This window comes from Roseibium sp. SCP15 (assembly GCF_040329435.1).
Lineage (GTDB): Bacteria > Pseudomonadota > Alphaproteobacteria > Rhizobiales > Stappiaceae > Roseibium.
In genome coordinates this window covers 661,326-684,973 of the sequence record NZ_JBDZYI010000003.1, presented here as the reverse complement: position 1 = coordinate 684,973, position 23,648 = coordinate 661,326, and the positions used below count along the sequence as shown (strand labels likewise).

Annotated in this window: 21 protein-coding genes and 1 other RNA gene; 11 read left to right on the top strand and 11 right to left on the bottom strand. The window is 56.4% G+C overall.

Features of this window, described 5'->3' with window-relative positions; translation table 11 throughout:
• Positions 1-63 precede the first annotated feature (63 nt).
• Entirely contained in the window at positions 64-564 is a 501-nt protein-coding gene (locus ABLO27_RS17085; RefSeq protein WP_353034154.1) for a thioesterase family protein, read from the bottom strand.
• Positions 565-715: 151 nt separating this feature from the next.
• Here ABLO27_RS17085 and ABLO27_RS17080 point away from each other — a divergent pair, with 151 nt between their 5' ends.
• Positions 716-2,119 (top strand): FAD-binding oxidoreductase, encoded by a 1,404-nt coding sequence (locus ABLO27_RS17080; RefSeq protein ID WP_353035056.1) that lies wholly within the window; start codon positions 716-718, stop codon positions 2,117-2,119.
• A gap of 175 nt (positions 2,120-2,294) precedes the next feature.
• Positions 2,295-6,119, top strand: a complete 3,825-nt coding sequence (locus tag ABLO27_RS17075) for an AsmA-like C-terminal region-containing protein (RefSeq protein ID WP_353034152.1) — start codon at positions 2,295-2,297, stop codon at positions 6,117-6,119.
• A gap of 75 nt (positions 6,120-6,194) precedes the next feature.
• Here the strand turns inward: ABLO27_RS17075 and torT are convergent, their stop codons facing one another.
• Positions 6,195-7,199 carry a TMAO reductase system periplasmic protein TorT gene (gene torT / locus ABLO27_RS17070; RefSeq protein WP_353034151.1) on the bottom strand — a complete coding sequence of 335 codons (1,005 nt, stop codon included), beginning with the start codon at positions 7,197-7,199 and terminating at the stop codon, positions 6,195-6,197.
• Here torT and ABLO27_RS17065 point away from each other — a divergent pair.
• Entirely contained in the window at positions 7,177-9,948 is a 2,772-nt protein-coding gene (locus ABLO27_RS17065) for an ATP-binding protein (RefSeq protein ID WP_353034149.1), read from the top strand. The two genes, torT and ABLO27_RS17065, sit on opposite strands and share 23 nt — an antisense overlap.
• Here the strand turns inward: ABLO27_RS17065 and ABLO27_RS17060 are convergent.
• Complete coding sequence (locus ABLO27_RS17060) at positions 9,921-10,625, bottom strand: response regulator (protein ID WP_353034148.1); 705 nt, start codon at positions 10,623-10,625, stop codon at positions 9,921-9,923. The two genes, ABLO27_RS17065 and ABLO27_RS17060, sit on opposite strands and share 28 nt — an antisense overlap.
• A 114-nt stretch (positions 10,626-10,739) precedes the next feature.
• Here ABLO27_RS17060 and ABLO27_RS17055 point away from each other — a divergent pair, with 114 nt between their 5' ends.
• Complete coding sequence (locus ABLO27_RS17055; RefSeq protein ID WP_353034147.1) at positions 10,740-13,409, top strand: molybdopterin-dependent oxidoreductase; 2,670 nt, start codon at positions 10,740-10,742, stop codon at positions 13,407-13,409.
• A gap of 161 nt (positions 13,410-13,570) precedes the next feature.
• Here the strand turns inward: ABLO27_RS17055 and ABLO27_RS17050 are convergent, their stop codons facing one another.
• From ABLO27_RS17050 to ssrA, 4 genes are all read right to left on the bottom strand, one after another.
• Positions 13,571-13,810 carry a ribbon-helix-helix domain-containing protein gene (locus ABLO27_RS17050; RefSeq protein ID WP_353034145.1) on the bottom strand — a complete coding sequence of 80 codons (240 nt, stop codon included), beginning with the start codon at positions 13,808-13,810 and terminating at the stop codon, positions 13,571-13,573.
• Between the two features lie 6 nt (positions 13,811-13,816).
• Positions 13,817-14,026 carry a DUF4169 family protein gene (locus ABLO27_RS17045; RefSeq protein WP_353034143.1) on the bottom strand — a complete coding sequence of 70 codons (210 nt, stop codon included), beginning with the start codon at positions 14,024-14,026 and terminating at the stop codon, positions 13,817-13,819.
• A gap of 15 nt (positions 14,027-14,041) precedes the next feature.
• Positions 14,042-14,620, bottom strand: coding sequence for an SspB family protein (locus tag ABLO27_RS17040; RefSeq protein ID WP_353034141.1), 579 nt, complete (start codon positions 14,618-14,620; stop codon positions 14,042-14,044).
• A gap of 177 nt (positions 14,621-14,797) precedes the next feature.
• Positions 14,798-15,169: a transfer-messenger RNA gene (ssrA, locus tag ABLO27_RS17035) on the bottom strand.
• A 131-nt stretch (positions 15,170-15,300) separates the two neighbouring features.
• On the opposite strand from ssrA, the gene ABLO27_RS17030 reads away from it, so the two are divergent.
• From ABLO27_RS17030 to ABLO27_RS17015, 4 genes are all read left to right on the top strand, one after another.
• A complete protein-coding gene (locus ABLO27_RS17030; RefSeq protein WP_353035054.1) occupies positions 15,301-15,720 on the top strand; it encodes a MarR family winged helix-turn-helix transcriptional regulator in 420 nt (139 codons plus the stop codon).
• 126 nt (positions 15,721-15,846) lie between these two features.
• On the top strand, positions 15,847-16,257 hold the full coding sequence (locus ABLO27_RS17025; protein ID WP_353034139.1) for a hypothetical protein: 411 nt from the start codon (positions 15,847-15,849) through the stop codon (positions 16,255-16,257).
• Positions 16,247-16,792 carry a class I SAM-dependent methyltransferase gene (locus ABLO27_RS17020; RefSeq protein ID WP_353034138.1) on the top strand — a complete coding sequence of 182 codons (546 nt, stop codon included), beginning with the start codon at positions 16,247-16,249 and terminating at the stop codon, positions 16,790-16,792. Before ABLO27_RS17025 ends, ABLO27_RS17020 begins: the two co-directional genes overlap by 11 nt.
• Before the next feature lie 137 nt (positions 16,793-16,929).
• Positions 16,930-17,724 (top strand): thymidylate synthase, encoded by a 795-nt coding sequence (locus ABLO27_RS17015; protein ID WP_353034136.1) that lies wholly within the window; start codon positions 16,930-16,932, stop codon positions 17,722-17,724.
• Positions 17,725-17,744: 20 nt separating this feature from the next.
• On the opposite strand, the gene ABLO27_RS17010 is transcribed toward ABLO27_RS17015, so the two are convergent.
• The 4 genes from ABLO27_RS17010 to ABLO27_RS16995 all read right to left on the bottom strand — a co-directional run bounded on the left by ABLO27_RS17010 (position 17,745) and on the right by ABLO27_RS16995 (position 21,062).
• The gene (locus ABLO27_RS17010) at positions 17,745-19,130 is read right to left on the bottom strand and encodes a multicopper oxidase family protein (protein WP_353034135.1); all 1,386 of its coding nucleotides are present in this window, start codon (positions 19,128-19,130) and stop codon (positions 17,745-17,747) included.
• A gap of 135 nt (positions 19,131-19,265) precedes the next feature.
• Entirely contained in the window at positions 19,266-19,997 is a 732-nt protein-coding gene (locus tag ABLO27_RS17005; RefSeq protein WP_353034133.1) for an alpha/beta fold hydrolase, read from the bottom strand.
• A gap of 13 nt (positions 19,998-20,010) precedes the next feature.
• Entirely contained in the window at positions 20,011-20,691 is a 681-nt protein-coding gene (locus ABLO27_RS17000) for a DUF2461 domain-containing protein (protein ID WP_353034131.1), read from the bottom strand.
• A complete protein-coding gene (locus ABLO27_RS16995) occupies positions 20,688-21,062 on the bottom strand; it encodes a TfoX/Sxy family protein (protein ID WP_353034130.1) in 375 nt (124 codons plus the stop codon). The genes ABLO27_RS17000 and ABLO27_RS16995 overlap by 4 nt, the downstream gene beginning before the upstream one ends.
• A gap of 164 nt (positions 21,063-21,226) precedes the next feature.
• Here ABLO27_RS16995 and ABLO27_RS16990 point away from each other — a divergent pair, with 164 nt between their 5' ends.
• The 3 genes from ABLO27_RS16990 to hflK all read left to right on the top strand — a co-directional run bounded on the left by ABLO27_RS16990 (position 21,227) and on the right by hflK (position 23,647).
• A complete protein-coding gene (locus tag ABLO27_RS16990; RefSeq protein WP_353034128.1) occupies positions 21,227-21,739 on the top strand; it encodes a dihydrofolate reductase in 513 nt (170 codons plus the stop codon).
• A gap of 20 nt (positions 21,740-21,759) precedes the next feature.
• A complete protein-coding gene (locus ABLO27_RS16985; RefSeq protein ID WP_353034126.1) occupies positions 21,760-22,236 on the top strand; it encodes a GNAT family N-acetyltransferase in 477 nt (158 codons plus the stop codon).
• Positions 22,237-22,456: 220 nt separating this feature from the next.
• The gene (gene hflK / locus ABLO27_RS16980; RefSeq protein WP_353034125.1) at positions 22,457-23,647 is read left to right on the top strand and encodes an FtsH protease activity modulator HflK; all 1,191 of its coding nucleotides are present in this window, start codon (positions 22,457-22,459) and stop codon (positions 23,645-23,647) included.
• The last annotated feature ends 1 nt before the right edge of the window (position 23,648 follow it).

The following is a 23,648-nucleotide window of genomic DNA, read 5'->3' as shown; positions in this document are numbered from 1 at the left end:
CGAAAGAACAGGCCTGCGATGTCACTCCAAAGCTTAAATCACTCCCATTTGTCCCGACAAGGCTCAAGAAGTGTTCTTTTTGGGTATTTCAATGTGCCGGCCGGCCCGCTCGGGACGAGGCAGACTTGCCTGCGCGTTGAACAGAGATTCGATGTTGGACAGAATGTCTTGCGGCCATGGACCCACTTTGCGGACATTCATGTCCACGTGGAGGCTCATTTGCTCCGAGGTTGCCGATAGCCAGCCTTCTTCGGCGTGACGCAGTTCCTGGTAAAAGTGCGCTCGCTTCGAGTCGAAGTCCACCAACTGCAAGGTGACGATTACCGGCATTCCGGCACTGAGCTCTCTCAGATAACAGACGTGTACCTCACCGGTGAAAAAGGAAGCATTTCTGTTTGTAACGTAGTCAGGTCCAAGTCCGAGTCGCTCAAACACCTGATCGACGGCCGTATCGAAGAGAACGTTGTAGTAGGCCATGTTCAGATGGCCGTTGTAGTCGATCCAGTCCCCGTTGACCGTCATGACTTCGCTTTCAACGGGTTTTTCCGCCCATATTTCAGTCATCGTCCGTCCTTTGAGTATATTCCTGCAAAGTGTTGCCGCCTAAGCCGGATTTGGCTTTGACCTTTTGGGGTTGGGCTAACATATTCAGTTTTGACTGCGGGGCACAGCCGCGCGCCTGGAGGAAAGATACATGCCGGACCTGGCTGGCCAAATGGAAGCGAAGCGAACCACTGGCGAACGTGGTGACCTTTCAGATCTTGAAGCGACATTGAAAGAACGCTTCGGAGATCGGTGCTCGACGTCGCTGGCGCTTCGTGAACAGCATGCACACACCACCACGTGGCTTGAGAACCAACCTCCCGATGTTGTTGTTTTTGCAGAGACAACGCAGGAAGTGGCAGACATCGTGCGCCTGTGCGCCGATCGCAAAATTCCGGTTATTCCTTTCGGAACAGGTTCATCTCTTGAAGGGCATGTGAACGCCCCTCACGGAGGTGTTTCGATTGATCTCAGTCGGATGAACCGTGTTCTTGAGGTCAATTCGGAAGATCTTGATTGCCGCGTTGAGGCCGGTGTCACACGAAAACAGCTCAACAGTTTTCTGCGGGATACGGGCCTGTTTTTTCCGATCGATCCGGGAGCGGATGCCAGCATCGGCGGCATGGTGGCAACCCGGGCTTCCGGAACCAACGCCGTGCGCTACGGCACAATGAAGGATGTCGTTCTGGGACTGACGGTTGTGACGGCGGACGGGCGTATCGTGACAACAGGCGGTCGCGCGAGGAAATCATCCGCCGGGTATGACCTGACCAGACTGTTTGTCGGATCCGAAGGCACGCTCGGGGTCATTACCGAGATCACCTTGCGTCTTTACGGGCAGCCAGAAGCTATCTCGGGTGGGGTGTGTCCTTTCCCCGATGTCCACTCCGCGTGCAATGCTGTCATTTCGACCATCCAGATGGGAATTCCCGTGGCTCGCATCGAGCTCCTCGACAGTCTGCAGGTAAAGGCCTGCAACACCTATTCGAAACTGGAACTGGTCGAGACGCCCACCTTGTTTCTTGAGTTTCACGGTTCGGATGCCGGAGTGCGCGAGCAGTCCGAAATGTTCTCGGCAATTGCCGATGAGTTTGGCGGTGGTCCGTTCGAATGGGCAACGATTGCGGAGGAACGCACGAAGCTTTGGGCAGCCCGCCACGATGCCTATTGGGCCGGCAAGACCCTGAAACCTGAGGCGGACATCATGGTGACGGATGTTTGCGTGCCGATTTCCCGCCTTGCCGAGTGCGTCAGCGAGACCGAAAAGGATATCCGGTCCAATGGATTGCTTGCTCCGATCGTTGGCCATGTCGGCGACGGCAATTTTCATGTCCAGATCCTGGTCAATCTCGACGATCCGGAGGAAAAACAGAAAACCGAAGCTTTTGTCGAGCGCCTGGCGATCCGGGCAATCGAGATGGGCGGAACCTGCACGGGAGAGCATGGTGTCGGTCAGGGCAAGCAGAAATATCTGCGCCGGGAGCACGGTGAAGGGCTTGATGTAATGAAGGCGATCAAGGCGGCTCTTGATCCTGACAATGTGATGAATCCAGGCAAGATCCTGCCGCAGTCATGATATTGTATCGAATCAGTTCAACAAGCCTGTTCTCTACGGACGCTGCGGATTTCAGCAACAACAATCTGCGAGGGAGGCGGGAACTGTGTTTGCAGTGCAGCAAGGATGGGCTAAACCTACTTCGTAGGATTTCCGGTGAACAAGGAGAAGAGGCCTGAACTCCGTCTATATCACTTTGGGAATTTCCGTCATTCTGGTGCTGGTGGCAGCGCTGGTCGGGCCGTTTTTTATCGACTGGACGGTTTATCGTTCCACATTTGAAACCTATGCGGAAAGAGCTCTCGGGCACAAGGTAACCGTGCTTGGTGAAGCCGATTTGCGCCTTTTGCCGGCGCCGTCCATCAGTTTTTCCGATGTTCGGGTGGGAGAAGCTGAAGATCCGCTCCTGGTCGTCTCCCAGTTCAAGATCAGGATTGAATTGCCGCCTCTTCTCAAGGGCGAGATTCGTGTCATCGACATGGAACTTGACCGCCCGCATCTCGCCTTGTCGCTGGATGAGGAGGGCAGACTCGACTGGCTGACCGCACGTACCTCCGACGGTGCAATTGCCAAGTTGGCTCCTGAGGATGTCGCATTTGAAAACGTGCGGATCCGCGATGGCGCACTTTCGATCGTGGATGCCCGTTCGGGTGAAACGCACAGGATTGACAACAGCAATCTGTCTGTCAGCGCCCGGACACTTGAAGGCCCGTTCAAGGCGACCGGCAGCCTTACAATTGACGACGCTCCGTACAACGTTAGCCTGGCAACGGGCCGCGCCCAGAAAGACATTGGCCTACGGATCAAGGGAGAGCTGACCCCAACCGACTGGCCGGTCAATTTCGGCTTTGACGGAATGCTGAACCAGTCCGATGCAGCACCTGCCTTTGAAGGCAGTTTCAATATTGCATCGGTGGCTCTCGACGATAGCGATGAAAACAGTTGGGCCGCTCAGGGGGTGTTTGCTGCGGATATCGCGGAAGTGGCCGTACCTGAGTTCGAGTTCCGTTATGGCCCTGAAGACAAGCGCCTCAGCCTGACCGGGAGCGCGGATCTGGTTTATGCCGGAAACAAGCGCTTTGAAATGCGCGCGCAATCCAAGCAGGTCGATCTGGACAGATTGCTTGGCGGAGGACCGCAGAACCCTGTCGGACTCAATGCGGCAAGCAATCAACTGATTACTGCGCTTCGCGCTGTGCCGCTTCCACCGGTTGAGGGAGCGATCTCACTTGATGTGCCCGCAGTCGTCGCCGGGGGCGGCATTGTTCAAAATGTCCGGCTTGATCTGGAAACCATGCTCGGAGGATGGCGTGTTGCCCGCCTTGCGGGCCGGTTGCCGGGCCGTACGCTGGTGGCAACCCAGGGCGATCTCGGTCTTGAACCCGCGTTGACTTATCGTGGCGCAATCTCGGTCAGTTCCGACCAGCCGGGGTCGTTCCTAAGCTGGTGGCAAAAGAAGGACACGGGCGTCAAGACCATTGACCCGGTCTCCCTTGATGGCCGCCTCACCTTGGTGCCTGAAGGGGCAGCGCTCGACAATATGCGTTTGACCCTGTCCGGCTCGGAAGCCAGAGGGGCACTGGCCTACAGAAAACCGCGTTCCGGAAACGCGGAATTTTCGCTCAATCTGGATGCGGATCAGCTCGATCTGGACCAGATAGAAGGTCTTGCCGCACTCGTTCAGCCACAAGATGGCAACGGCAATCAGGCCGCTGATCCATCAGGTCTGGACGTGTCCGTCCGCGTGCGGGCCAAACAGGTCGTGGCGCGCGGAGTAGATGGCAAGGGACTCACCCTGGAAGCTGAGTACTCGAATGGTGGTGTTCGGATTGATCGACTGTTTGCAGAGGATCTGGCCGGGGCGAGGCTTGATGTTAGCGGGCAGATCGAGAACCTCTATTCGGCGCCTGAAGGCGGGCTTTCGGGAACACTGGATGCGCGCGATCTGTCAGGGCTCGTTGCGCTGACCGGAGGACTTTTTCCGGACAGTGAAATCACAAGCCGCCTGGAAAATGCAGCCGCGAGCCTCGTTCCGGCCAAGTTTGATGCAGAACTCAAAGCGGCAGCCGTTGGCGACGACACCGATATGACCCTTAAACTTGAGGGCACGGCGGGCGGATTGCAGACCAGGATCGGTGCGGCGCTGCAGGGGCGGGTCGATGCATGGCATCAGGCGGGTATTGACCTTTCCGTTGATTTGAAGGGACCTGATGGCGGCAAGCTCCTGCAGCAACTCGGGTTCAATGTCATTCCGGTTGAAGCAGTTGGCGGAGGTCAGCTGGCACTGACCGCCAAGGGCATTCCGGAAATCGGCCTTTCCATCGAAATGAATGGCGCAGTTGGCGACTCGGAAATCTTGGCGCTTGGGTCGCTCACCTTGAAGAAGGACAGCGAACCGGAATACCGGATGTCGGTGAATGCAAGCACGCAGGATCTTGCACCACTAGCGCTGATGGCTGGACGGGTGTTGCCGGTCATGACGGGTACCATTCCCGCAGACCTGACACTCAACCTGGAAGGCGTTGGAACCTCGGTTGCGGTCTCCAGTGCGTCCGGGACGCTTGGCGAAACCCGGTTCGATGGTCGCCTTGAAGGTGATCTGACACCGGCTCCGGGAGAGCGAAACAGACGTTTCTCCGGAGAAATCACTCTCAACCAGTCTGATCTCAGGGGACTATCGGAGCTCGTGCTCGGTCCTGATCAATGGTTCTCAGCCGGGGATGGCTCCAGCATCTGGCCCACTGCAACCTTTGGCGCGCCACTTCTGGATGGCATTGACCTGACGCTTCAGTTCCATGCCGACCGTCTGCTCGTAGATGAAACAACGGCCATTTTAAACCCGAAAGCCGAGATCCGCCTGACGCCGACGTTGCTACGACTTGACGGTTTGAATGGCGCCTTTGCCGGTGGTCGCTTCAGCGGCAGTCTATCGCTGCGCCGTTCAGATGCTGAGGCGGCGATTTCCGGCCGGTTCAAGCTGGATGACGCTGATCTGCGCCAGGTTGCGTGGCGGCCGGAATCCAGAGCTGTCGCAGCCGGTGCGCTTGATCTGTTTCTGGAGTTTGAGGGAGCAGGGCGTTCCATTTCGGCTATTGTCACAGGCCTGAGTGGCGGTGGCACTTTCTCTATGGAAAAGGGCGACTTTCGTGGTCTGAACCCGCAGGCCTTTCCGCTCGTTACCAGAGCGGTGGATGCAGGCCTGGATTTGCGTGATGAAAAGATCCGCGAGGTTTTCGTAAGCCATATGGCAGCCGGAAATCTACCGTTTGAACGGGTGGACGGTACGCTTACGCTTGTCGGAGGCCGGTTGAGCGCACGCAATGTCGTGGTTGATTCCGAAAAGGCCGAAATTTTCGGGTCTGCGGAAGTCAACCTGGGAACCTACCATCTAGATGCGGACTTTTCGCTGAAAGTCGATCCCGGCGAAGACGCGGTTACCGGTGCCGAACCACAGGTCGGACTCCTGTTTGAAGGGCCGATGGAAGCGCCTGACCGCCGTGTCGACATAACGCCCTTCACGGCATACTTGACGCTTCGGGCCTTTGAACAGGAAGTTGAGCGTGTGGAAAAACTGCAGGCTGAAATTCTTGAAAGGGATCGTCTCGCACGGGAGCTGAAGAGGCAGAAGGAAGCGAAGGGACGCAGAGAACGAGCAGCACAGGCTGCGGCTCTTGCAGCTGAAGAAGAACGGCTCCGTCTTGAACAGAGCCAAACTGAGCCTCTTCAACCGGATGCTACACCGCAAAACATTATTGAACTGCCACAAGACGCGGATACAAGTCCTCAGCAGCAGAGCAGCGCAGGGCAGACACAAGATAATGACCAGCCATTTGCGGAACGTATCCGCGCCGTTCTGGGGGCTGATGCTGAAGGGCAGAACCCGGCCGTCACCGAAACGGCACCTGCGGCCAAACCCTCCGGTGACTTGCCGCCGCTCGACCCTCCGGTCTCCATTGAGGATCTGCTCACCAGGGAAGTCGGTGGAGGGCCACTGGTTCTTCCTGGATCTGCACGCCAGTAAAGCTGCGCATTCCTATCCCGGACGCTGCACGATCGAGGGTGCGATGTTTGCGTGTTTCAACCGCAATCATGCAGCCTAGCGGATATCAGGAAAGTAACCGGCAGGTGAAACCTGAACGGTATTGAGTTTTGAACTGGAGCTCGTCAGGAGCCGAATACCCGGACCCGTCTGCTTTTCGCGCTGGTCTGGAGCCCCTGCTAGAGCCGCCTGCCTGAGAGCCATTACGCCTTGCATGGCCGGGTCGTCGAATGGTGCCGCCGCCACACTGCCCTTAATCAGACCGCGCAGGACCGTATGACTGATATAGGTAGAGAAAAGTTGCGGAGGATTTGAGCGTGCCTTGGTTTCGAACAGTCCCATGGCAGCTTCCACAGCGGGAGCGCTGCCTATCACGTAATCGACATCCGGGTAGGTTTCTAACGCCGTCTCGACCAGTTCCAGCTGTTGGCGCAGACCGGTATCCGCTCCCATCACCTCCAGAATTTCAACTGAGCTTGAATTCAAGGCTGCCCGCAATCCTTCCTCTAGTGGAGCTGTCCATCCCGCCTCTTTCGGGCCAGAGATAAGGACTGCCGTTGCCGGCGATGAACCTTCAGGGTGTCTTTCGGACAGATGAAGGCCGACGGCAGCCCCCATGTCGCGCCAATCGACGCCAATGCGGGCGTTGAGTGTTTCGGCATGCAACTCATTGACCAGGCCGATCACCGGTTGGAAACTGGACGCCTCGGCCACTGCATTTATCAGATCAGGGTGATCGGAGGTGACCGCTCCGATCAGGATTGCGTCTACTCCGTGTTTGACGCACGTCTCGATCTGCTCGATTTGCTGAGCACGTGCGCGGTAGCCTCCTGCCTGAAAGAACAACAGCTCCAGTTTCTGGCGTGCAGCTTCCTGCTCCAGTCCATAACCGACACTTAGCCAGTACTCGTCCTTGAAGTGAGGAACCAAAACGCAAACGGACCGGCCGGTGCCTGCCGTTGCCGGCGTCAAGCAAAGTGCCACCCCCAGACCAATAGCCGCAATTGTCCGGGTTGGAGACGTTTCGTAATATCTCGCCATGCGACGTACGAAATTTGACACGCGGTTGGTCCAGATCATTTCTGCCATGGGGGCGCTTGCTATCCTTGTTGGTATAGCTGCCATCGGCGTCAATCGATACTTCGTGAGAATCCATACTGAACTCATAGAGACGGACTTGCCGGCAATGGAACTGGCAAGCCGCATCGGTGCGTCGGCAGAGGTTGTCGGCTCACTCGCCGGAACGTTCGTGCAGGTGGACAGTAGAAAGGATCTCGAAGAAATCGCTTCAGCCCTGAGATCCACGGTAGAAAGCATCGAAAACGGAGCCCGATCGCTGCGGGAAATGACGGGCGGAAACGTTTCCTTTCAGGAAACCCAAGCGAGTGAAATCGTCAACCGAATGACCGTCAGTGCTCAGGAAGTGCTCAGGCAAAGGGAGTGGATCGAGCGGGAAAAAGCGGAATTTGCGAAGCTCGGAACGCGTTTGAGCGCGTTGATCGAGGTGGAAACAGACCTCTCAAGGTTGAAGATAACTGCAGGGATCACCGGCATTTACGCCAAGCCTGACGAAAACCCGCAACCGGCGCTCGATGAACTTGCCGACAGACATTTCTTTTCCTTTGAACGGTTGGCGGAACTGACACGTCTGATTGAAGCTGTACAGTTGAGACTGCAACAATTACCCGGAATTACGACTTCGGAAGAAATCGATGAGGTCCGGGCGGAGATCTCCGATCAAATCGCCTTGGCAGAGCGACGAGTCGGTTATCTGCCGTCTCCGTCAGCGCAAGAAGAAGTTCGAGCGCTGTTGCGACGCTACGAAGAAGCAACCTTCGCGAAAGGGCTCATCGAACGTCAGAAGTTCAGAATCGCATTGCAGGGCGAGATTACTGAAGCCAGCAATCGACTGAAGCAGGTCGTTTCGCAACTCACAGAAGGGGCCTGGCAGACCCGCGATGCGGTTCAGACTCGGAGCGTCGCAAGGATCAGCGACGCAAAGCAACGTTTTTCGCTCTTGAACCTTGTTCTTCTCGTTGTTGTGGCAATTTCGTTGGTTGCAGGCGGACTGCTCTGGGTCTACGCGCGCAGGCAGTTTGTTGCCCGTCTCGGAAACCTGTCGCGGCGCATTGTGTCGGTGGCTGAAGGTGAATACGGCCAACCGTTGCCTATCAGCGGGCATGACGAAATCGGACGCATGGAAAAGGCATTGAATGTCTTGCGTCACAGGGCGCGGGACGCCGTCCGTCTGCGGGAGCATCTGGAACAGGCAGTGATTGCCAGGACAGGAGATGTTGTGGCGCAGATGAAGGAATCAGACGCCGCACGCGCCGATGCCGAAGCTGCAAATCGGAGCAAGACCGAATTTCTCGCCAGAATGAGCCACGAAATTCGCACTCCTCTCAATGGCATCATTGGAATGCTAGGACTTCTGGAGGGCGAAACACTTGAGAAAGACAAACTGGAAAGGGTACGTATCGCGCGTCGTTCGGCGCGTGAATTGCTGGACATAACCAATGACATTCTGAATTACGCCGGCAGCGAGGATCAGGCCAACCGAGGCAACCCGGTCCATTTCATGTTGCGTGAACTTGTCGGACAGATGGGGCAGCAGCTGCAGTCTCTTGCAGCCGAAAAGGGGATCGAGCCCGTTGTAGATTTGGTGGAAGTCGAACCACTGGTGCTTCTGGGAGATGTCGTGAAAATCCGGCAGGTCGTAAGCAACCTGATATCCAATGCCGTGAAATACACCAATCGTGGAGCTGTAACCCTTTCGGTGGAGCATGGGTTCTCGGAAACAGGCGACCTGATTGCGGTGAGTTTCTCTGTCATCGATTCGGGGCTTGGGATGACACGTGAGGCGATCGACAACGCTTTCGATCCTTATATGCGCGCGGATGAAGTGAAACGTGCAGGAATTGAAGGGGCGGGTCTGGGATTGGCCATCGCCTGGAATCTGACCGAAGCGTTGGGTGGCGCCCTGAGCGTTGACAGCGAACCGGGTGTTGGGAGTCGATTTACCCTTACCGTTCCGTTGATGCCGGGCAATATGGAGCAAGTTGCCAAAGATGAGGTGCCTCCAGACCATATCCCAATTGAGCGAACTGTCCTGGTGATTGACGACCATGCTGTGAACCGGATGGTCGCGCGCGGCTACCTGGAACGGCTTGGCTGCAACGTCAGCGAGGCGGAGACAGGAAAAGCTGGTATCACCGCCAGCACCAAAACGCCTTTTGATCTGGTTCTTATCGATCTGGATTTGCCTGATATGCAAGGCGAGGAAGTCGCAAGGCGGATCGGGGAAGAAAATGATACTCCCTTGCTGGTTGCCCTAACGGCTCATTTGATTGAAGACACGGCCGAAAACAGGACCCGGCTGAATGTGGCGCGTATATTGCCGAAGCCGGTATCTCCGCGGGATCTTGCGGAGCTGCTGTCTCAAACAGGCTGCTCGAAAGCGCCGAACGACGCTGTGCTTGAAAGCCTTCGCGAAGACATTTGTGACCTAGGACTGGAAACGACGGCAAAACTCATCCGTGAATTTCTTGGGGATTTGCCACAAGCCGTTGAAGCCATCCGGACATCGCCGAACGACTTGCGATCCAAAGCAGCCCACCGGCTCAAGGGGGCAGCCTCCAATTTCCGGCTCGATGAATTCTGCAACACGCTGGCAGAGGTTGAGAAACTGCAAGACGAGATTGGTACAGACCTGATACTCAAACTGGTAGAGGAAGCAAGGGTCGCGGCAGAAAGGCTCACGGATGCGGCCGTGAAGGCCGGGCTTCAGGACGAACTCGGATCGACAAAGTGATAGCCCTGACCGTGTTCCGTCAAAATCCACTCCGGATTGGCCGGATCTTTTTCCAGTTTCTTGCGCAGACGGCCGACAACGACATCAATCATCCGGTCGTTGGAACGATGCGAACCGCGACCGAGCATTTCGGACAGGCGAACCCGGCTCACGGTTTGGCCGGGATGCGACGCCAATGCGGACATCACTTCAAATTCCTGTGGTGTCAGCATTTCAACGCGTGCGGACGAGACCAGCCTTCTACGAATGCGATCGAAACGCCAGGGGCCGAAAGTGTCGACCGCAGAAGCACCCTCGGGAGCCTGGCCAATATCGGAAATTCTTGACAAGAGGTTCTTCACCCGGGCAGCCAGTTCGCGCTTGTCGAATGGTTTGGTGACATAATCGTCAGCACCCATTTCGAGCCCGACAATCTTGTCGACCTGATCGTCCCGGGCAGTAAGAAGAATGATGCCGACTTTTGACCTGGATCGTTGTTCCCGGGTTATGGTCAGGCCATCCTTGCCATCCAGATTGATGTCGACCAGCAGAAGTTCAGCCGGGTCGGAGCTGATTATGTGTTCCATCTCTTCGGCATCTTCCGCCTCGCTAACGCGATAACCCAGGCCTTTCAGGTAAGCTGAAAGGCGCATACGCGTTGTCCGGTCATCTTCAACGATGAGGATGTGGTGACTCATATCGCTTCTTTACAATTCTTTACATTTTCGAACAAGCCGGATTGCGGCCGGTCAAGTTCGGAATAGGCCTCGGGGACCTACGGTGCGAAGCGTAATCTTCTTCAGGAGGCAATCATGTCTTTCACCTCTCCGAGCCGCCGCGCATTCCTGCAAGGTGGCGCTGCCGTATTCGGTACAACTGCGCTGATGAATTCAACCGCGCTGGCTGCGATCGACCCGAATTCCTTTGCCGGCCGTGCGTTCCACGCGACGCATTTTGGTCCGTTCGAAGGTGTTGTTCGCGATGGCAAGCTCATCGGCATCAACAACATGATGGAGCTTGATGCGCGGCCGACCGAGATGTTGAGCCATGGCATCCTGGATCGCACCTATGACAAAACCCGCATCAACTATCCCATGGTGCGAAAGTCCTATCTGAAGGGATGGGAGAACGGCGATATCAAATCGGAGCTGCGCGGCAAGGAGCCGTATGTTCGCGTCGATTGGGACACCGCATGGAGCCTCACCGCAAAGGCTCTGCTGGACACTGCTGTCAACCACGGCAATGAGTCGATCTTCAGCTCGTCCTATGGTGGCTGGTCAAACGCTGGTGTCTTCCGTCCGAATGTACTCCAGGGACGCCTGTTGAACCTGATGGGTGGCTGCACGAACACGCAGGGCGACTGGTCTGCCGGTGCCAGCCAGATTTCGTTGCCGCACATCATCGGCGACATGGAAGTGTATTCGGCTCAGTCGGCGTGGGAGACCATTCGCGACAATACGGAAGTCTTCGTTCTTGTCGGCTGCGACCCGGTCAAGAACAACCGGGTGGAATATCGCGTGGCCGACCACGGAATGTATGCCCATTGGGAGGAAATCCGGGACGCCGGCGTGAAGTTCATTTCGATCAACCCGCAGCGTACGGCGTCAGACGAATATCTGAACGCGGACTGGGTCAGGATCATCCCGAATACCGATGTCGCCCTGTTCCTGGCGATGGCCTATCACGTGCTTGAGAAGGGGCTTGAGGACAAAGCCTATCTGGAAAAATACACAGTCGGGGCGGACAAGTGGATCGCCTATGTGAAGGGCGAGACCGACGGGGTGAAGAAAACGCCTGCCTGGGCTTCTGCGATAACAGGCATCGAAGAAACCCAAATTGTCGAGCTAGCCGAACTTCTCGTCAATTCGAAAACCGAAATCGCCGGAGCCTGGTCGTTGCAACGCGCACAGCACGGCGAGATGACGCACTGGGCGATCATCAATTTCGCGGCTCTTACCGGCAAGATCGGCAAGCCTGGCCAGGGAGTTGGTTTTAGCTGGCACTATGGCAATGGCGGCATGCCTCAAGGTGGCAATGCAACGCCATCCGGCCTCAGCCAGGGACGAAACTGGGTCAAGGGGGTCTGTCCCGCGAGCCGTATCACTGAAATGCTGGAAAATCCTGGCAAGGACGTCTTCTATAACGGCAATACCTACACCTATCCCGACGTGAAGCTGATCTTCAATGCGGGCAACAATTTCATGTCTCACCAGCAGGACACGAACAGGTTGATCCGTGCTCTTGAGAAGGTGGAGACCATTGTCAGTGTTGATGTCTGGTGGACCGCCGCCACCCGCTGGGCGGACATCGTTCTGCCGGCTTCGTCGACACTGGAGCGTGATGACATCACCTCCGGCGGCACTTATTCCAACAATCGCGTTTACGCGATGAAGAAAGTGATCGAACCGTTGGGTGAAAGCAAATCCGACTACGAGATCTTTGAAGGCCTGGCAGACAAGCTCGGCCTGTGGGCACAGTTCACCGACAGCGAAGAATACTTGACGCACGTCCAGCGAGCCTACGAAAGGTCGACGGCCGCGAAACACACCCCTTTCGAGGAGTTCTGGGAAAAAGGGTACGCGTTGATGGGGACACCTGAAGAAGCACGTAAGTGGACCCGTCACGGCGCCTTCTACGAAGACCCGGAAGCGAACCCGTTGCATACCAGTTCCGGCAAGATCGAAATGTTCTGCGAGACCATCGCGAATATGGAGATCGACGACTGCCCGGGCATGCCGATGTGGATGGAAAAGCACGAATATCTTGGGAATGCAGGAGAAGGGCAACTGCACGTGGTCTCGCCGCACCCCTGGTTCCGCCTGCATAGCCAAATGGACCAATCGGCGACTTTGCGCGGCCTGTACAAGGTTCAGGGCCGAGAGCCAGTGCGGATAAACACCGAGGACGCTGCTTCGCGAGGCATCGAGGATGGAGACCTTGTGGAACTCTATAACGATCGCGGAACAGTCATTGCCGGAGCGGTGGTGAGCGATGACATCATGCCTGGCGTCATATCGATTTATGAAGGCTGCTGGCCGCAACTGGACAGCAAAGGTCGTTGCAATTCGGGTTTGGTGAATTTCCTGACTTCGACACAGCGCAGCTCGGGCCTAAGCGAAGCGACCTCCGTCAACACAGTGTTGGCATCCATGCGCAAATGTGAGGATCCGGAAGGGCCGAACCTTGCCTACGACAAGCCCGACATTATCGATAACATGGAACTGACAGCGATCGATGAGGACAAGCTTGGGCTCGATCGTCTCTATGACATAACGGAAAGTCTCTATGCGGACATGGAGCCGGGTGAAAAGATTTTCTACGAGCGGTGTACGGTTTGCCACGGGCCGCGCGAAGTCTCTCACTTCACCAGGCAGCAGTGGAAAGGCATCACGCCATCCATGTTCCCTCGTGCAGGACTGGATGAACAGGAAGCCGCGCTTGTCACGGACTTCCTGATGAAAAACGCCTCCGACGCCATGTAACGTAGGCACACCGGGAGGCCGTTCAGAGCGGCTTCCCGGATCTATTCAGGCGCTCGGAGTTAGTATTTGATCCAGGGGATCACTGCGTTTCGTGAAAGTCCGGAACCGAAGAGCATTACCTATCGCGTTGAAATTCTTGATTTCAGGCAGTGACAGGTGGTTCAGTCTTTTCTCGAAATGCTGTGGTTTCCGGCCGATTGTGCCTGCTGAAGAGCCCAGACCCGGACGGCAGAAGAAAGCGGGTCATCCGGATCGCGGTTGTCGTCGACTTCTGCGATGAGACTGGCAAGTGAGCGCTTTTCGGCACTGATATACCCGTCCACGACTTCCCAGAATTCTGGTTCCAGGGCAAGGCTTGTACGGTGGCCGTGCAACGAAAGGGATCGTTTGACTAGTGCCATCGCCCGTCAATCCGGCTTTTTGTCATCTGGACGATCATGAGGCTCGCGCCTGTGACCGTCCACGTGACTTTCCAACTCGTCACGGCGGCGACGCGCTGCTTCACGCTCGGCCTTGGTGCGGCCGAACTTGCGGCGGTTGTCTTCCGCCGCCTTGTCCTTGTCCTGTCGTTTTTTCTGCTTGCGCACCTGGCGCAGATTGATGATCTCCGCGCTCACGAGACACTCCGGTTGTCAGGTTTTCTTGCGGAAGGCGTCCAGAGAAACGACTTCGCCACCGCCGTCGCCGTCGGATGACGGCGTTGCCGGTTTGTCCTTGCCATCTTCTTCCTTGGCCGTCACCTCAAGAGGCTTGGCTTTCTCATCCGATTTGGCTTCGCTTTCGGCGTGTTCCTGTTCCACCTTGGCAAGCTCTTCAACGGCCTCAAGCAGTTCTTCAGGCAGTTCTTCTGCGGTCTTGCCCGGGTCAAATTCCAATGCGAACTGGACGGAGGGATCGAAGAAGCCCTTGATGGCGGAATAGGGCACAAGCAGCTTCTCCGGCACACCGCCAAAGGACAGGCCAACTTCAAACGCGTGCTCGCCAATCGCAAGATCCCAGAACTGGTGCTGAAGCACGATCGTCATTTCCTGCGGATATCGTTCCTTGAGGCGCTGGGACACACGAACCCCAGGCGCGTTGGTGTCGAAGGCGATATAAAAATGGTGGTCTCCGGGCAGGCCGGTACGTCCGACCTCGGCAAGTATTTTCTTAACCGCGCCGCGTAGCGCGTCCTGGATCAGAATGTCGTATCGCAGAAGGTCTTCAGACATCAGTTTTCGTCGAATCTCGCTGGGAATCTTGTCTATCAGAACCAATTTGACGGTCCGAGGCAAAAAAGGAAAGGACCTTTTCCGTCTGATACCCGAATAATGCACCATTCCGGGTGAAGTCTCGTCAATTGACCTGCGCGGTTTGCTGGATTTCAGGATTGGGCAATCGGAAACTTAGGTGGAGGCTTCTGTTGCCAGGTGCCTCCGAACCCCGCCTGCCGGTGCTAATCCGGCAGGGCTTTAAAGGACTACCGGCACTGCATTACGCAGCGACAGCGTTGTCCATAGCATAGTTGTCGTTTGCAACTATTAAAACAGCCCGATAACGGTGGTACAATGCCGAGCAAAAGCACAGTCTTTACGCCCTCGTCGATCCTATTTCGCCCCCGCCGAAACCCATGAGAATTTCAGTGTCGAAGCCCATGGGCTTGGGTGGAGGCGCCGGGTACCGCCCCCGGGTCCGATAGGTTTATTGCACTGACAATTTATTGCCATAGCTGGCGAACCAGCACCCTCGATATAAGCGCTTTGATGCTGAAAGGAAAGGGGAAGCATCGATTTGACACGAAAACATAAAGGGAAATTTCCGCGCTTTGAATCTGCGAGGTCGCATGACTTGACGGCAGTGGGAAATGAGATTAGTTAGAGAGACTAACTAAAGGGAAATTGCCTTGGATCTCGTGGAATTTGTCGAGCTGGTACACCGGCATGCGCACCGGCGGTGGAGTGCAATGGCCGCGGACGCGGGGGTGTCATACAGCGAATTTGAGTATCTGAGCGCCATCAAGGACCAGGAGTGCCGAAAAACCGACAAGGACAATCACGGCCAGCATCTGCAGGATGTTGTTGAGGCGATGGGTGTGCGCAAGGCGTCTGCAAGCGTCATGGTTGTCAAACTGGAGGAACGTGGCTGGGTGCACCGGGTTCCTTGTCAGTATGATGCCCGAGCACAGCACATTCTTCTGACCGGGGAAGGCGAGGCCAGACTCCAGAAAGGAAGAACCATCTATGCATCCGTGCTGAACGTGGTTCTGTCAGAACTGAGTGAGGCAGAGCGGCGCGCACTTGGCGCTGTCTTTGCGAAAGATATGACGCCTTAAGCAGGCATCAAAAAATTTCACTATAAAAGTAAGTTAAACTAACTAACTAAAGAAAGTTTACCTCGCCTGAGTGTCCCGAGGTGGCGAGGAAACGAAACAACAAACCAACCTGATCTGTGAGGATTTATGACCTTTGAATTGATGTTGATGGGGACGGCGATCCACATACTCGTGTGGGAAAAACTTCCTGAATGGGGAACATGGTTCCAGTCCCTCCTTCGGCTGTTGCCGCAACCGTTGCAAACGCTCTACGAGCAATGGCGGTGCCCTTACTGTGCAGGTTTCTGGATCGCGCTGGTGCTGCATGCACTCACCGGCTTGTGGACCATTCCAGCGCTTGCTGAGTTGCCGGCATATTTGGGAGTGCTTCGCGAACCTGTTGCCTGGCTTCTTGACGCATTGGCGACCGCCACTCTGATCTACGCAACTGTTTTGACCGTCAAGGCCATCGGCCTGCCAGCCATGCGGGCTCATATGTTGAAAGAAGATTTCATGAAAACGGCGTTCAAGGACCAGGCGCCAAACGATGCGAAGTAGGGGTGGATTGATGGCTTACGACTACAATTCCCTGTTTCGCCAGACACCGCATGCGCTTGGTGAACCGACGAAAGCCTTCTGTGATTTTTTCAAGACGTACCGGAGAAAGGGCGCGCGCATCCTTGATGTCGGGTGCGGGCAGGGGCGGGACGCACTCTTCATCGCCAGATTGGGTCACCTGGTTACGGGCGTGGATTTGGCTCCGGCCGGAATCTCCGACTTGCTGGAAGAGGCAGCACGCGAAGGACTTGCGGTCGAGGGCCACGTCGCGGACATCACCGATTATGATCCCGTCGGCCTGTTCGATGTGATTGTCATCGATCGTACACTTCACATGTTGGATCGCGAGCCAAGACTGGATGTGCTCCGCAAACTGATTGGGCACCTGAGCCACGAGGGTTTTCTGCTGATTGCAGATGAACCCTCGAACTTGCCGGATTTCCGTGACCTGCTTCACACCAGTCCAGACGCCTGGCGCATATGTAGGGAAGCCAAGGGCATGTTGTTCGTGCAAAGACAGCAGAACAAGGACTAGGTCATGATGCGGCCAGGCCCTACATCCGGATGGACCGCGCTTCGATCTGGGGAAAGTCCGGCTGGAGGGGCTGCGTTTTCCTGAAAATCTGCGAAGTTAGCAGTCTCCTCCAGATTCCCCACCGGAAGGTCCGCGCCATGCAGCAATATCTCGATCTCTTGGCAAAAATCCTCGAAGAGGGCGTTGATCGTGGCGATCGCACCGGAACCGGCACGCGCTCCATCTTTGGTCATCAGATGCGGTTCGACCTATCCGAGGGCTTTCCCGTGGTGACCACCAAGAAACTGCACCTGAGGTCGATCATTCATGAGCTGCTCTGGTTCCTCGCGGGTGACACCAACATCGCCTACCTGAAGGAAAACGGGGTCAAGATCTGGGACGACTGGGCAGACGAAAACGGCGAGCTTGGTCCGGTTTACGGCTATCAGTGGCGGTCTTGGCCGGCTCCCGACGGGCGGTCCATCGACCAGATCGCCAATCTGCTGGAGATGATCCGTACCAGTCCGGAAAGCCGCCGACTGATCGTATCGGCCTGGAACCCGGCGCTGGTCGACGAAATGGCCCTGCCGCCATGCCACTCACTGTTCCAGTTCTATGTTGCCGACGGCAAGCTCTCCTGCCAGCTTTACCAGCGCTCTGCGGATGTTTTCCTGGGTGTTCCCTTCAACATCGCCTCCTACGCGCTGTTGACGATGATGGTGGCGCAGGTAACCGGTCTCAAGCCTGGAGATTTCGTCCACACGCTCGGCGATGCGCACCTTTATTCGAACCATTTCGACCAGAGCCGCGAGCAGCTGGCACGTACTCCGCGCCCGTTGCCGCAAATGAAGATCAATCCGGACGTGACAGATCTCTTTGCATTCAAATACGAGGATTTCGAGCTGATCGGTTACGATCCGCACCCGCACATCGCGGCGCCGATTGCAGTGTAAGCCGAGGTCCTGACCTGATACTAACTGACCTCAAACCACGTCATCATTCCAGATGCCGCGTGGCCCAGCATGTGGCAGTGGATCAACCACTTTCCCGGATTGTCGGCAACGAAGGCGATCTTGACGGTTTCGCGCGGCACGGTCGTGAACGTGTCGCGCCAGTCCGGGTGCTCCAGTTTTGCGCCGTTGCGCTCCAGAACCCGGAAATGGTGACCGTGGATATGCATGGCATGGGCGAAGGCCGTGTCGTTGCGGCTGTCAAGAACGATGGTCTCGCTGCGTTTGGCTGAAAACATCGGTTTTCCTTCCACGCCGACAACGCCGTTAAAGGCCCAGAACAAGCCAGCTTCCATCATCTGGCGCATGTCCATCTCCTTGCCGTCTTTCATCAGAGAGCGCATGCCGCCCATGGCACCACCTTCCATGACAAGGGGGAGCGTACGGGCAGAGGCAAGGTCAGGCTCCGGCAGCGCATTCGCTCTGGGCATCAAAAGGGGAAGGGGAGCTTCCTCAGCTTCAGTCACCAGGAAATTGGCAAAGGTGAAGGGTTTGCCGGTCATCGTTTCAAAGGGAACCGGTCCGGTTTGTTCCGGGCGAAGGATCAGGTCCATCCGCTGTGCGGGGGACAGTTGCAGTGTGCCGTCAATCTGTCGTGGGGCGGAAAATGCCTGACCATCCAACGCGATCAATTGTGCGCCGAAGCGGGAAGGCGCAAGGTCCAGGATCCGCGAAGCAGAGGTATTGATCAGGCGCAGCCGGTGCCAGTGATCCTTCTTGAGTGGAATGTCGGGCATCGACTGTCCATTGATGGTCAGCCAGTTGCCGAGGCGTCCGGCATGGGAGAAGTCCATGCGGGCACCGAAACTTGCCGTTTCCAGCGCGCCGTCTTCGTCCAGCCGCCAGTCGTTCAGCACCATCGTGATGTCAGTGCCTTCCGCGAAGAGCGGCTCGTCTTCCTCGACAATCAGCGGACCGGAAAGCCCGCGAGGAACCTGGTTCCAGCTCATATTGTGGGCGTGATACCAGAAGGTTCCAGCGTCCGGGGCGACGAAGTCATAGTCGAAGCTTTCGCCTGGCTGCACAGCAGGTTGGGTCAGACCGGCAACACCGTCCATCGCATTGTCGATGCGTATGCCGTGCCAGTGAACGGAGGTCGGTTCGTCGAGGTTGTTGGTGAACCGGACCTTGACCCGCTCGCCGCGTCGCACCCGGATCTCAGGTCCTGGCAACTGGCCGTTGTAAAGCCAGAGATTTGAGAACGCGCCATCATCTCCATAGAGCCGCGCATTGCCTTTCCTGGCTTCAAGCTCAAAAAAACCGTCATCCGCCCGTGCCAATGAAAGGCTGGGAACCAGGGTTGCGGCGAATGTGCCTGCGGAGACTTTCAGAAAAGACCGGCGATCCAACGTTTCGCTCCTGTTGTTCGACTGGGGTGAAATCGCTTGCCAGTTCTATGGTGTCTCCAGCGGCTGGAAGGTCAAGAGTGGAACTATGGCAATCAGTCGCTGTTCGGCCGACAGAGGGGGCATTGGTGACCCGGTTTACCTGGCATTCAAGCTGTCACCATTGGGGGTCAGGATCGGCAGAATTACCTGCCCGAGGATATCGTTTACCTGATCCGGTGCTTCGAGCGGCGCATAGTGTCCGCAATCCGGGATGACGTGAAATGTTCCCCGTGTTGCCATACTCGCCTGTCTTTCACTGGTCTCCAGACCCGGGGCGATGTCATCAACGCCAGAGATGACGGCAACCTCTCGCGGAAAGGTCTGCAGAACGGTGTCGCGGCTCGGGCGCGAATGGAACACTTTTGCTCCGGTTGTCAGCTCCGCAACCGTACGACGATTGTAGATGTCATCAGCGATTGCAAGGGCGGATTGAGGCGCTTGCTGAGAGAACAGAGGTCGCCAGTAGGTGTTCCAGGCAATTTGCGGTCCTCGGGTTTCGATCAGGGTCAGAGCAGCCGACAGGAAAGCAGGGTTCGGGGTGCGTGCCACCTTGGTTCCGATAAGGACCATCGCTTCCACTCTTTCGGGGCAAAGAGCTGCGATTTCCAGCGCGCAGGAACCGCCAACCGAGCAACCGACAAGTATCAGTCGATCTTCGGCAACGGTATCCAGGGCTGCCTTTGCCCAAGCTTCGATGCTGTTGCCAGTTTCGTAGAGTGTTGGAGTGTAAGACGGAATGGAAAACAGGTCCTGCTGATGTCTCCACATCGTTCCGTCCAGAGGCAGAGCGTGCAGATAGAGCAAGGCGATGGAATTGGAGGGCGACACTAAAGGGACCCCGTCAGGTGTTTGAACAGAGCGTGACCAGCGATGACCAGAATGGCAGTGTCGGTCTCCAGGCGTCCACGAGAGCACTTGCTGCGCCTTCGCGTGTTAACAAGCCGGTATCATCGATTGTTTTCCAGACTGCGAGGCCCTTATGCCGTGCAAGGTCTGCCTGAGGGTGGTCCTTCGGAAAGCCTCGCGGTGCTTTCGCGAGGTCGGGCGCTGACCGTTCGAAATCCTGATTTGTCAGGTCGTTCAGCAAATCGTCTATCTCTTTGCCTTTTCCGGCCTCAAGGGCTCGCAAATATGCACCCAGAACCGGTTTTGAAAATGCCATGCACCCGGTGCCGAAGCGGATGTGGTCCGGTTCCACCGATAAAAAGAAACTCGGTGGTTGCGCGTCCCTTCCTTCAAATGCATTTCCCTTTGGCCAGAAGGCCATGCGGATGTGAGTGTTGTAGGGCGTCTTGTCCTTTGAAAAGCGCAGGTCACGATTGATGCGGAACTGCTTGGACGCAATATCGTGATCGGTCAGTGTCGAAAGTGCCCGTTCCAGTTCCGGTCTGAACAAGTCAGCGGGTTTCTTGACGGCCTGCTGATAGATGGACTTGCTGGTTTCAAACCACTCTCTCGTGTTGTTGTTGGAAAGGTTCTTGAGGAACTCGAAAGTCTCTGGCGGGAAACCGGCGGATGTCATCTGGTTGCCTTTCCGGTTTTTGCTTTTTTCGGCTTGGCCTGTTTCGGGGGGAGCGCACAGACATAGGTTCTTGCCATATCGACCCAGCTCTTGAGATCCTCGTCGGTTTCAATGCCTTCCGGCTCAATCCTGATAAAACCGGGCATCGGCCGGCCGGCCGGTTCACATGGCGAGGCATGGGGTCTAGAGAGAGCTTCACTTTCCTGTTTCGCGCCGACCCTGGTCATCAGTCCGCGTTTCGACGCACAGACCAGCATGTTGCCGTTGACCATGAAACATGTGGAGCCGAACATGCGCTTCTGTTCGACGTTCTCGTCCGGAATCAGGGAGCGCGTTCGCTCGATCAGTACGGTTTCCATTAAGTCGGACATGGGTTTGACAATCTCCTGAATGCAACGGTTCTGTCTGCAAGGACGACGTGGAATGCTCGAAACCGACAGGTGAATGAAAAAGATGTTCCCGGCGGATTTTCCTCCAGCCTGAAATCCATGCTAGGAGGCGATCTGGAAAATGAAAACCGGATTCGGAGAGAAACTTGCCGGAAATTGTCGTGATCGCCGCGGTCGCGCGGAACGGAATTATCGGGGCGGAAAACGATATGCCCTGGAAGCTTTCGACCGATCTTAAGCGTTTCAAGAAGTTGACCCTCGGCAAACCTGTCATCATGGGCCGCAAGACCTTCCTGTCTTTCGGCGGACGTCCCTTGCCAGGGCGGCCTCATGTCATTATTTCGCGTGATCCGGATTATGCTCCTGAGGGCGCTGAAGCCGTGACTTCATTGGAAGCTGCCTTTGAACGCGGCAAGGAGTTGGCAGTGGAATTGAAGACCGATGAGATCATCTGCATGGGTGGTGGGCAAATCTACGCTCAAGCGATGCAGAAAGCCGATCGGCTGGAGCTCACGGAAGTTGACGCGGAACCTGAAGGGGATACCCGCTTTCCCGACATTGATCCGAAAGTCTGGCAGGAGGTAAACCGGGAAGCCGGAACCAGATCGGACAAGGACAGCGCGGACTTCACGTTCGTGACCTACCGCAGAATTGCCTGACACAATCGAGCCGACGCTTCATGACACGCCCCGACACGCCATCCGTATCCTGTTCCGATTTCAATCAGCTGACGCCGCATGACGTGCATGATCTCCTGAAACTTCGTCAGGACGTTTTCGTTCTGGAGCAGGCCGCCCTTTACCCGGATATTGACGGCAAGGACCCTGTCGCACGCCACCTTTTTATCAGGGAGACGGCATCGGGCGACCTGATCGGCGCGATTAGACTCTTCGTCGCGCCCGATCAAGGCATTGCGCGTATCGGCAGGGTGGTGATTGCGCGATCCGCACGCGGTTCCGGATTGGGCCGGATCCTGATGCAAGCGGGCATCGACAAGGCCGAGGAACTCCTGCCGGGGTGCGCCATTCATCTCGGTGCACAGGCCTATCTTGAAAAATTCTATAAATCACTAGAGTTTACAACTGTTTCTGAAGTTTACGTCGAGGATGGCATTCCTCATATCGATATGGTTCGCGCCGGTTCTGAAGCCCATTAACCATATGTAATCAGGCCGTAACGGTAGTGCCTTGACTCTGCCGCAATTAAACCCCACCTGCGGCACGGGAAAAAATACAGGTTTTACAAGGGTTGTGCGCAGGTCTTTTCGTTGAAAGCGATCGGTAACCTCCCTATAACCAACGGTGAGTCAGAACGGGCGTTGAATATGTGAAATGCCCTGGTCCGGCAGGTGCCGGATATCAAAGAAGGAAGTTTTGATGCCTTGGAGCAATCAGTCAGGTGGCGGTGGTCCCTGGAAGGGTGGCGGAAACAATGGCGGCCCATGGGGCGGCGGTGGCGGCGGAAATAACAACGGCCCCTGGGGCGGTGGCCCCAACCGGGGCGGTGGCGGCAACCCGCCGGATCTCGAGGAGCTTTTGAAGCGGACACAGGATCGCATGAAAACCGTGCTTCCCGGCGGTGGCGGCGGCGGTCTCGGTCTGGTCGGCATCCTCATCATCATCTGTATCGGTGTTGTCGGCTGGCTTTTCACCGGTGTTTACACCGTTGACGAGGGTGAACGCGGCGTTGAGCTCGTGCTCGGCAAGGTTGTCGGTCTGACGTCTCCGGGTTTCAACTACAACCTCCCTTATCCGATTGGTGAGGTTCACAAGCCGAAGGTTGAGCTGCAACGCGAAACCACCGTTGGTGTTGAAGAGAGCTACTCCACGTCCGGCGCAGTACGTGCGCGCGACATTCCAGAAGAAAGCCTGATGCTGACCGGTGATGAAAACATCGTTGACGTCGGCTTCAAGGTTCTTTGGCGTGTCCAGAACACCACGGATGGCATCACGGATTACCTGTTCAACATCCAGGATCCCGACGCGACCGTTAAGGCCGTTGCCGAAAGCGCGATGCGTGAAGTGGTCGGTGGATCGAACATCGACGCGATCCTGACCGAAAACCGCGTCTCCATTCAGAACGACGTTGCTTCGCTGATGCAGAAGACACTCGATTCCTACAATGCAGGTATCGAAATCGCCGAAGTCCAGATGCAGCGGGTTGACCCGCCGGCACAGGTCATCGACGCGTTCCGGGATGTGCAGGCAGCGCGTGCCGACCAGGAACGTATCCGCAACGAAGCGCAGGCCTATGCCAACCGGATTGTTCCGGAAGCACGCGGTCAGGCTGCTCGCGTTCTGGAAGCGGCAAACGGTTACAAGGACCAGACCGTCGCGGAAGCAACCGGTCAGTCCCAGCGTTTTACCAAGATCTATGAACAATACAAAAACGCTCCGGATGTGACCCGTGAGCGTCTGTATCTCGAAACCCTGGAAAAAGTTTTGGGCTCCAACAACAAGATCATCATCGACAGCGATACATCAGGCTCCGGCGTTCTGCCGTTCCTGCCGCTGAATGACTTTGGCGGACGCGGCACTGCGCCTGCTGCACGGACAGGAGGAAACTGAT

Coding starts and splice junctions, on each gene's coding strand:
- ABLO27_RS17085 (WP_353034154.1), bottom strand. CDS start 564: ATGACTGAAATATGGGCGGAAAAACCCGTTGAAAGCGAAGTCATGACG.
- ABLO27_RS17080 (WP_353035056.1), top strand. CDS start 716: ATGGAAGCGAAGCGAACCACTGGCGAACGTGGTGACCTTTCAGATCTT.
- ABLO27_RS17065 (WP_353034149.1), top strand. CDS start 7,177: ATGCGACGTACGAAATTTGACACGCGGTTGGTCCAGATCATTTCTGCC.
- ABLO27_RS17060 (WP_353034148.1), bottom strand. CDS start 10,625: ATGAGTCACCACATCCTCATCGTTGAAGATGACCGGACAACGCGTATG.
- ABLO27_RS17055 (WP_353034147.1), top strand. CDS start 10,740: ATGTCTTTCACCTCTCCGAGCCGCCGCGCATTCCTGCAAGGTGGCGCT.
- ABLO27_RS17050 (WP_353034145.1), bottom strand. CDS start 13,810: ATGGCACTAGTCAAACGATCCCTTTCGTTGCACGGCCACCGTACAAGC.
- ABLO27_RS17040 (WP_353034141.1), bottom strand. CDS start 14,620: ATGTCTGAAGACCTTCTGCGATACGACATTCTGATCCAGGACGCGCTA.
- ABLO27_RS17025 (WP_353034139.1), top strand. CDS start 15,847: ATGACCTTTGAATTGATGTTGATGGGGACGGCGATCCACATACTCGTG.
- ABLO27_RS17020 (WP_353034138.1), top strand. CDS start 16,247: ATGCGAAGTAGGGGTGGATTGATGGCTTACGACTACAATTCCCTGTTT.
- ABLO27_RS17015 (WP_353034136.1), top strand. CDS start 16,930: ATGCAGCAATATCTCGATCTCTTGGCAAAAATCCTCGAAGAGGGCGTT.
- ABLO27_RS17000 (WP_353034131.1), bottom strand. CDS start 20,691: ATGACATCCGCCGGTTTCCCGCCAGAGACTTTCGAGTTCCTCAAGAAC.
- ABLO27_RS16995 (WP_353034130.1), bottom strand. CDS start 21,062: ATGTCCGACTTAATGGAAACCGTACTGATCGAGCGAACGCGCTCCCTG.
- ABLO27_RS16985 (WP_353034126.1), top strand. CDS start 21,760: ATGACACGCCCCGACACGCCATCCGTATCCTGTTCCGATTTCAATCAG.
- hflK (WP_353034125.1), top strand. CDS start 22,457: ATGCCTTGGAGCAATCAGTCAGGTGGCGGTGGTCCCTGGAAGGGTGGC.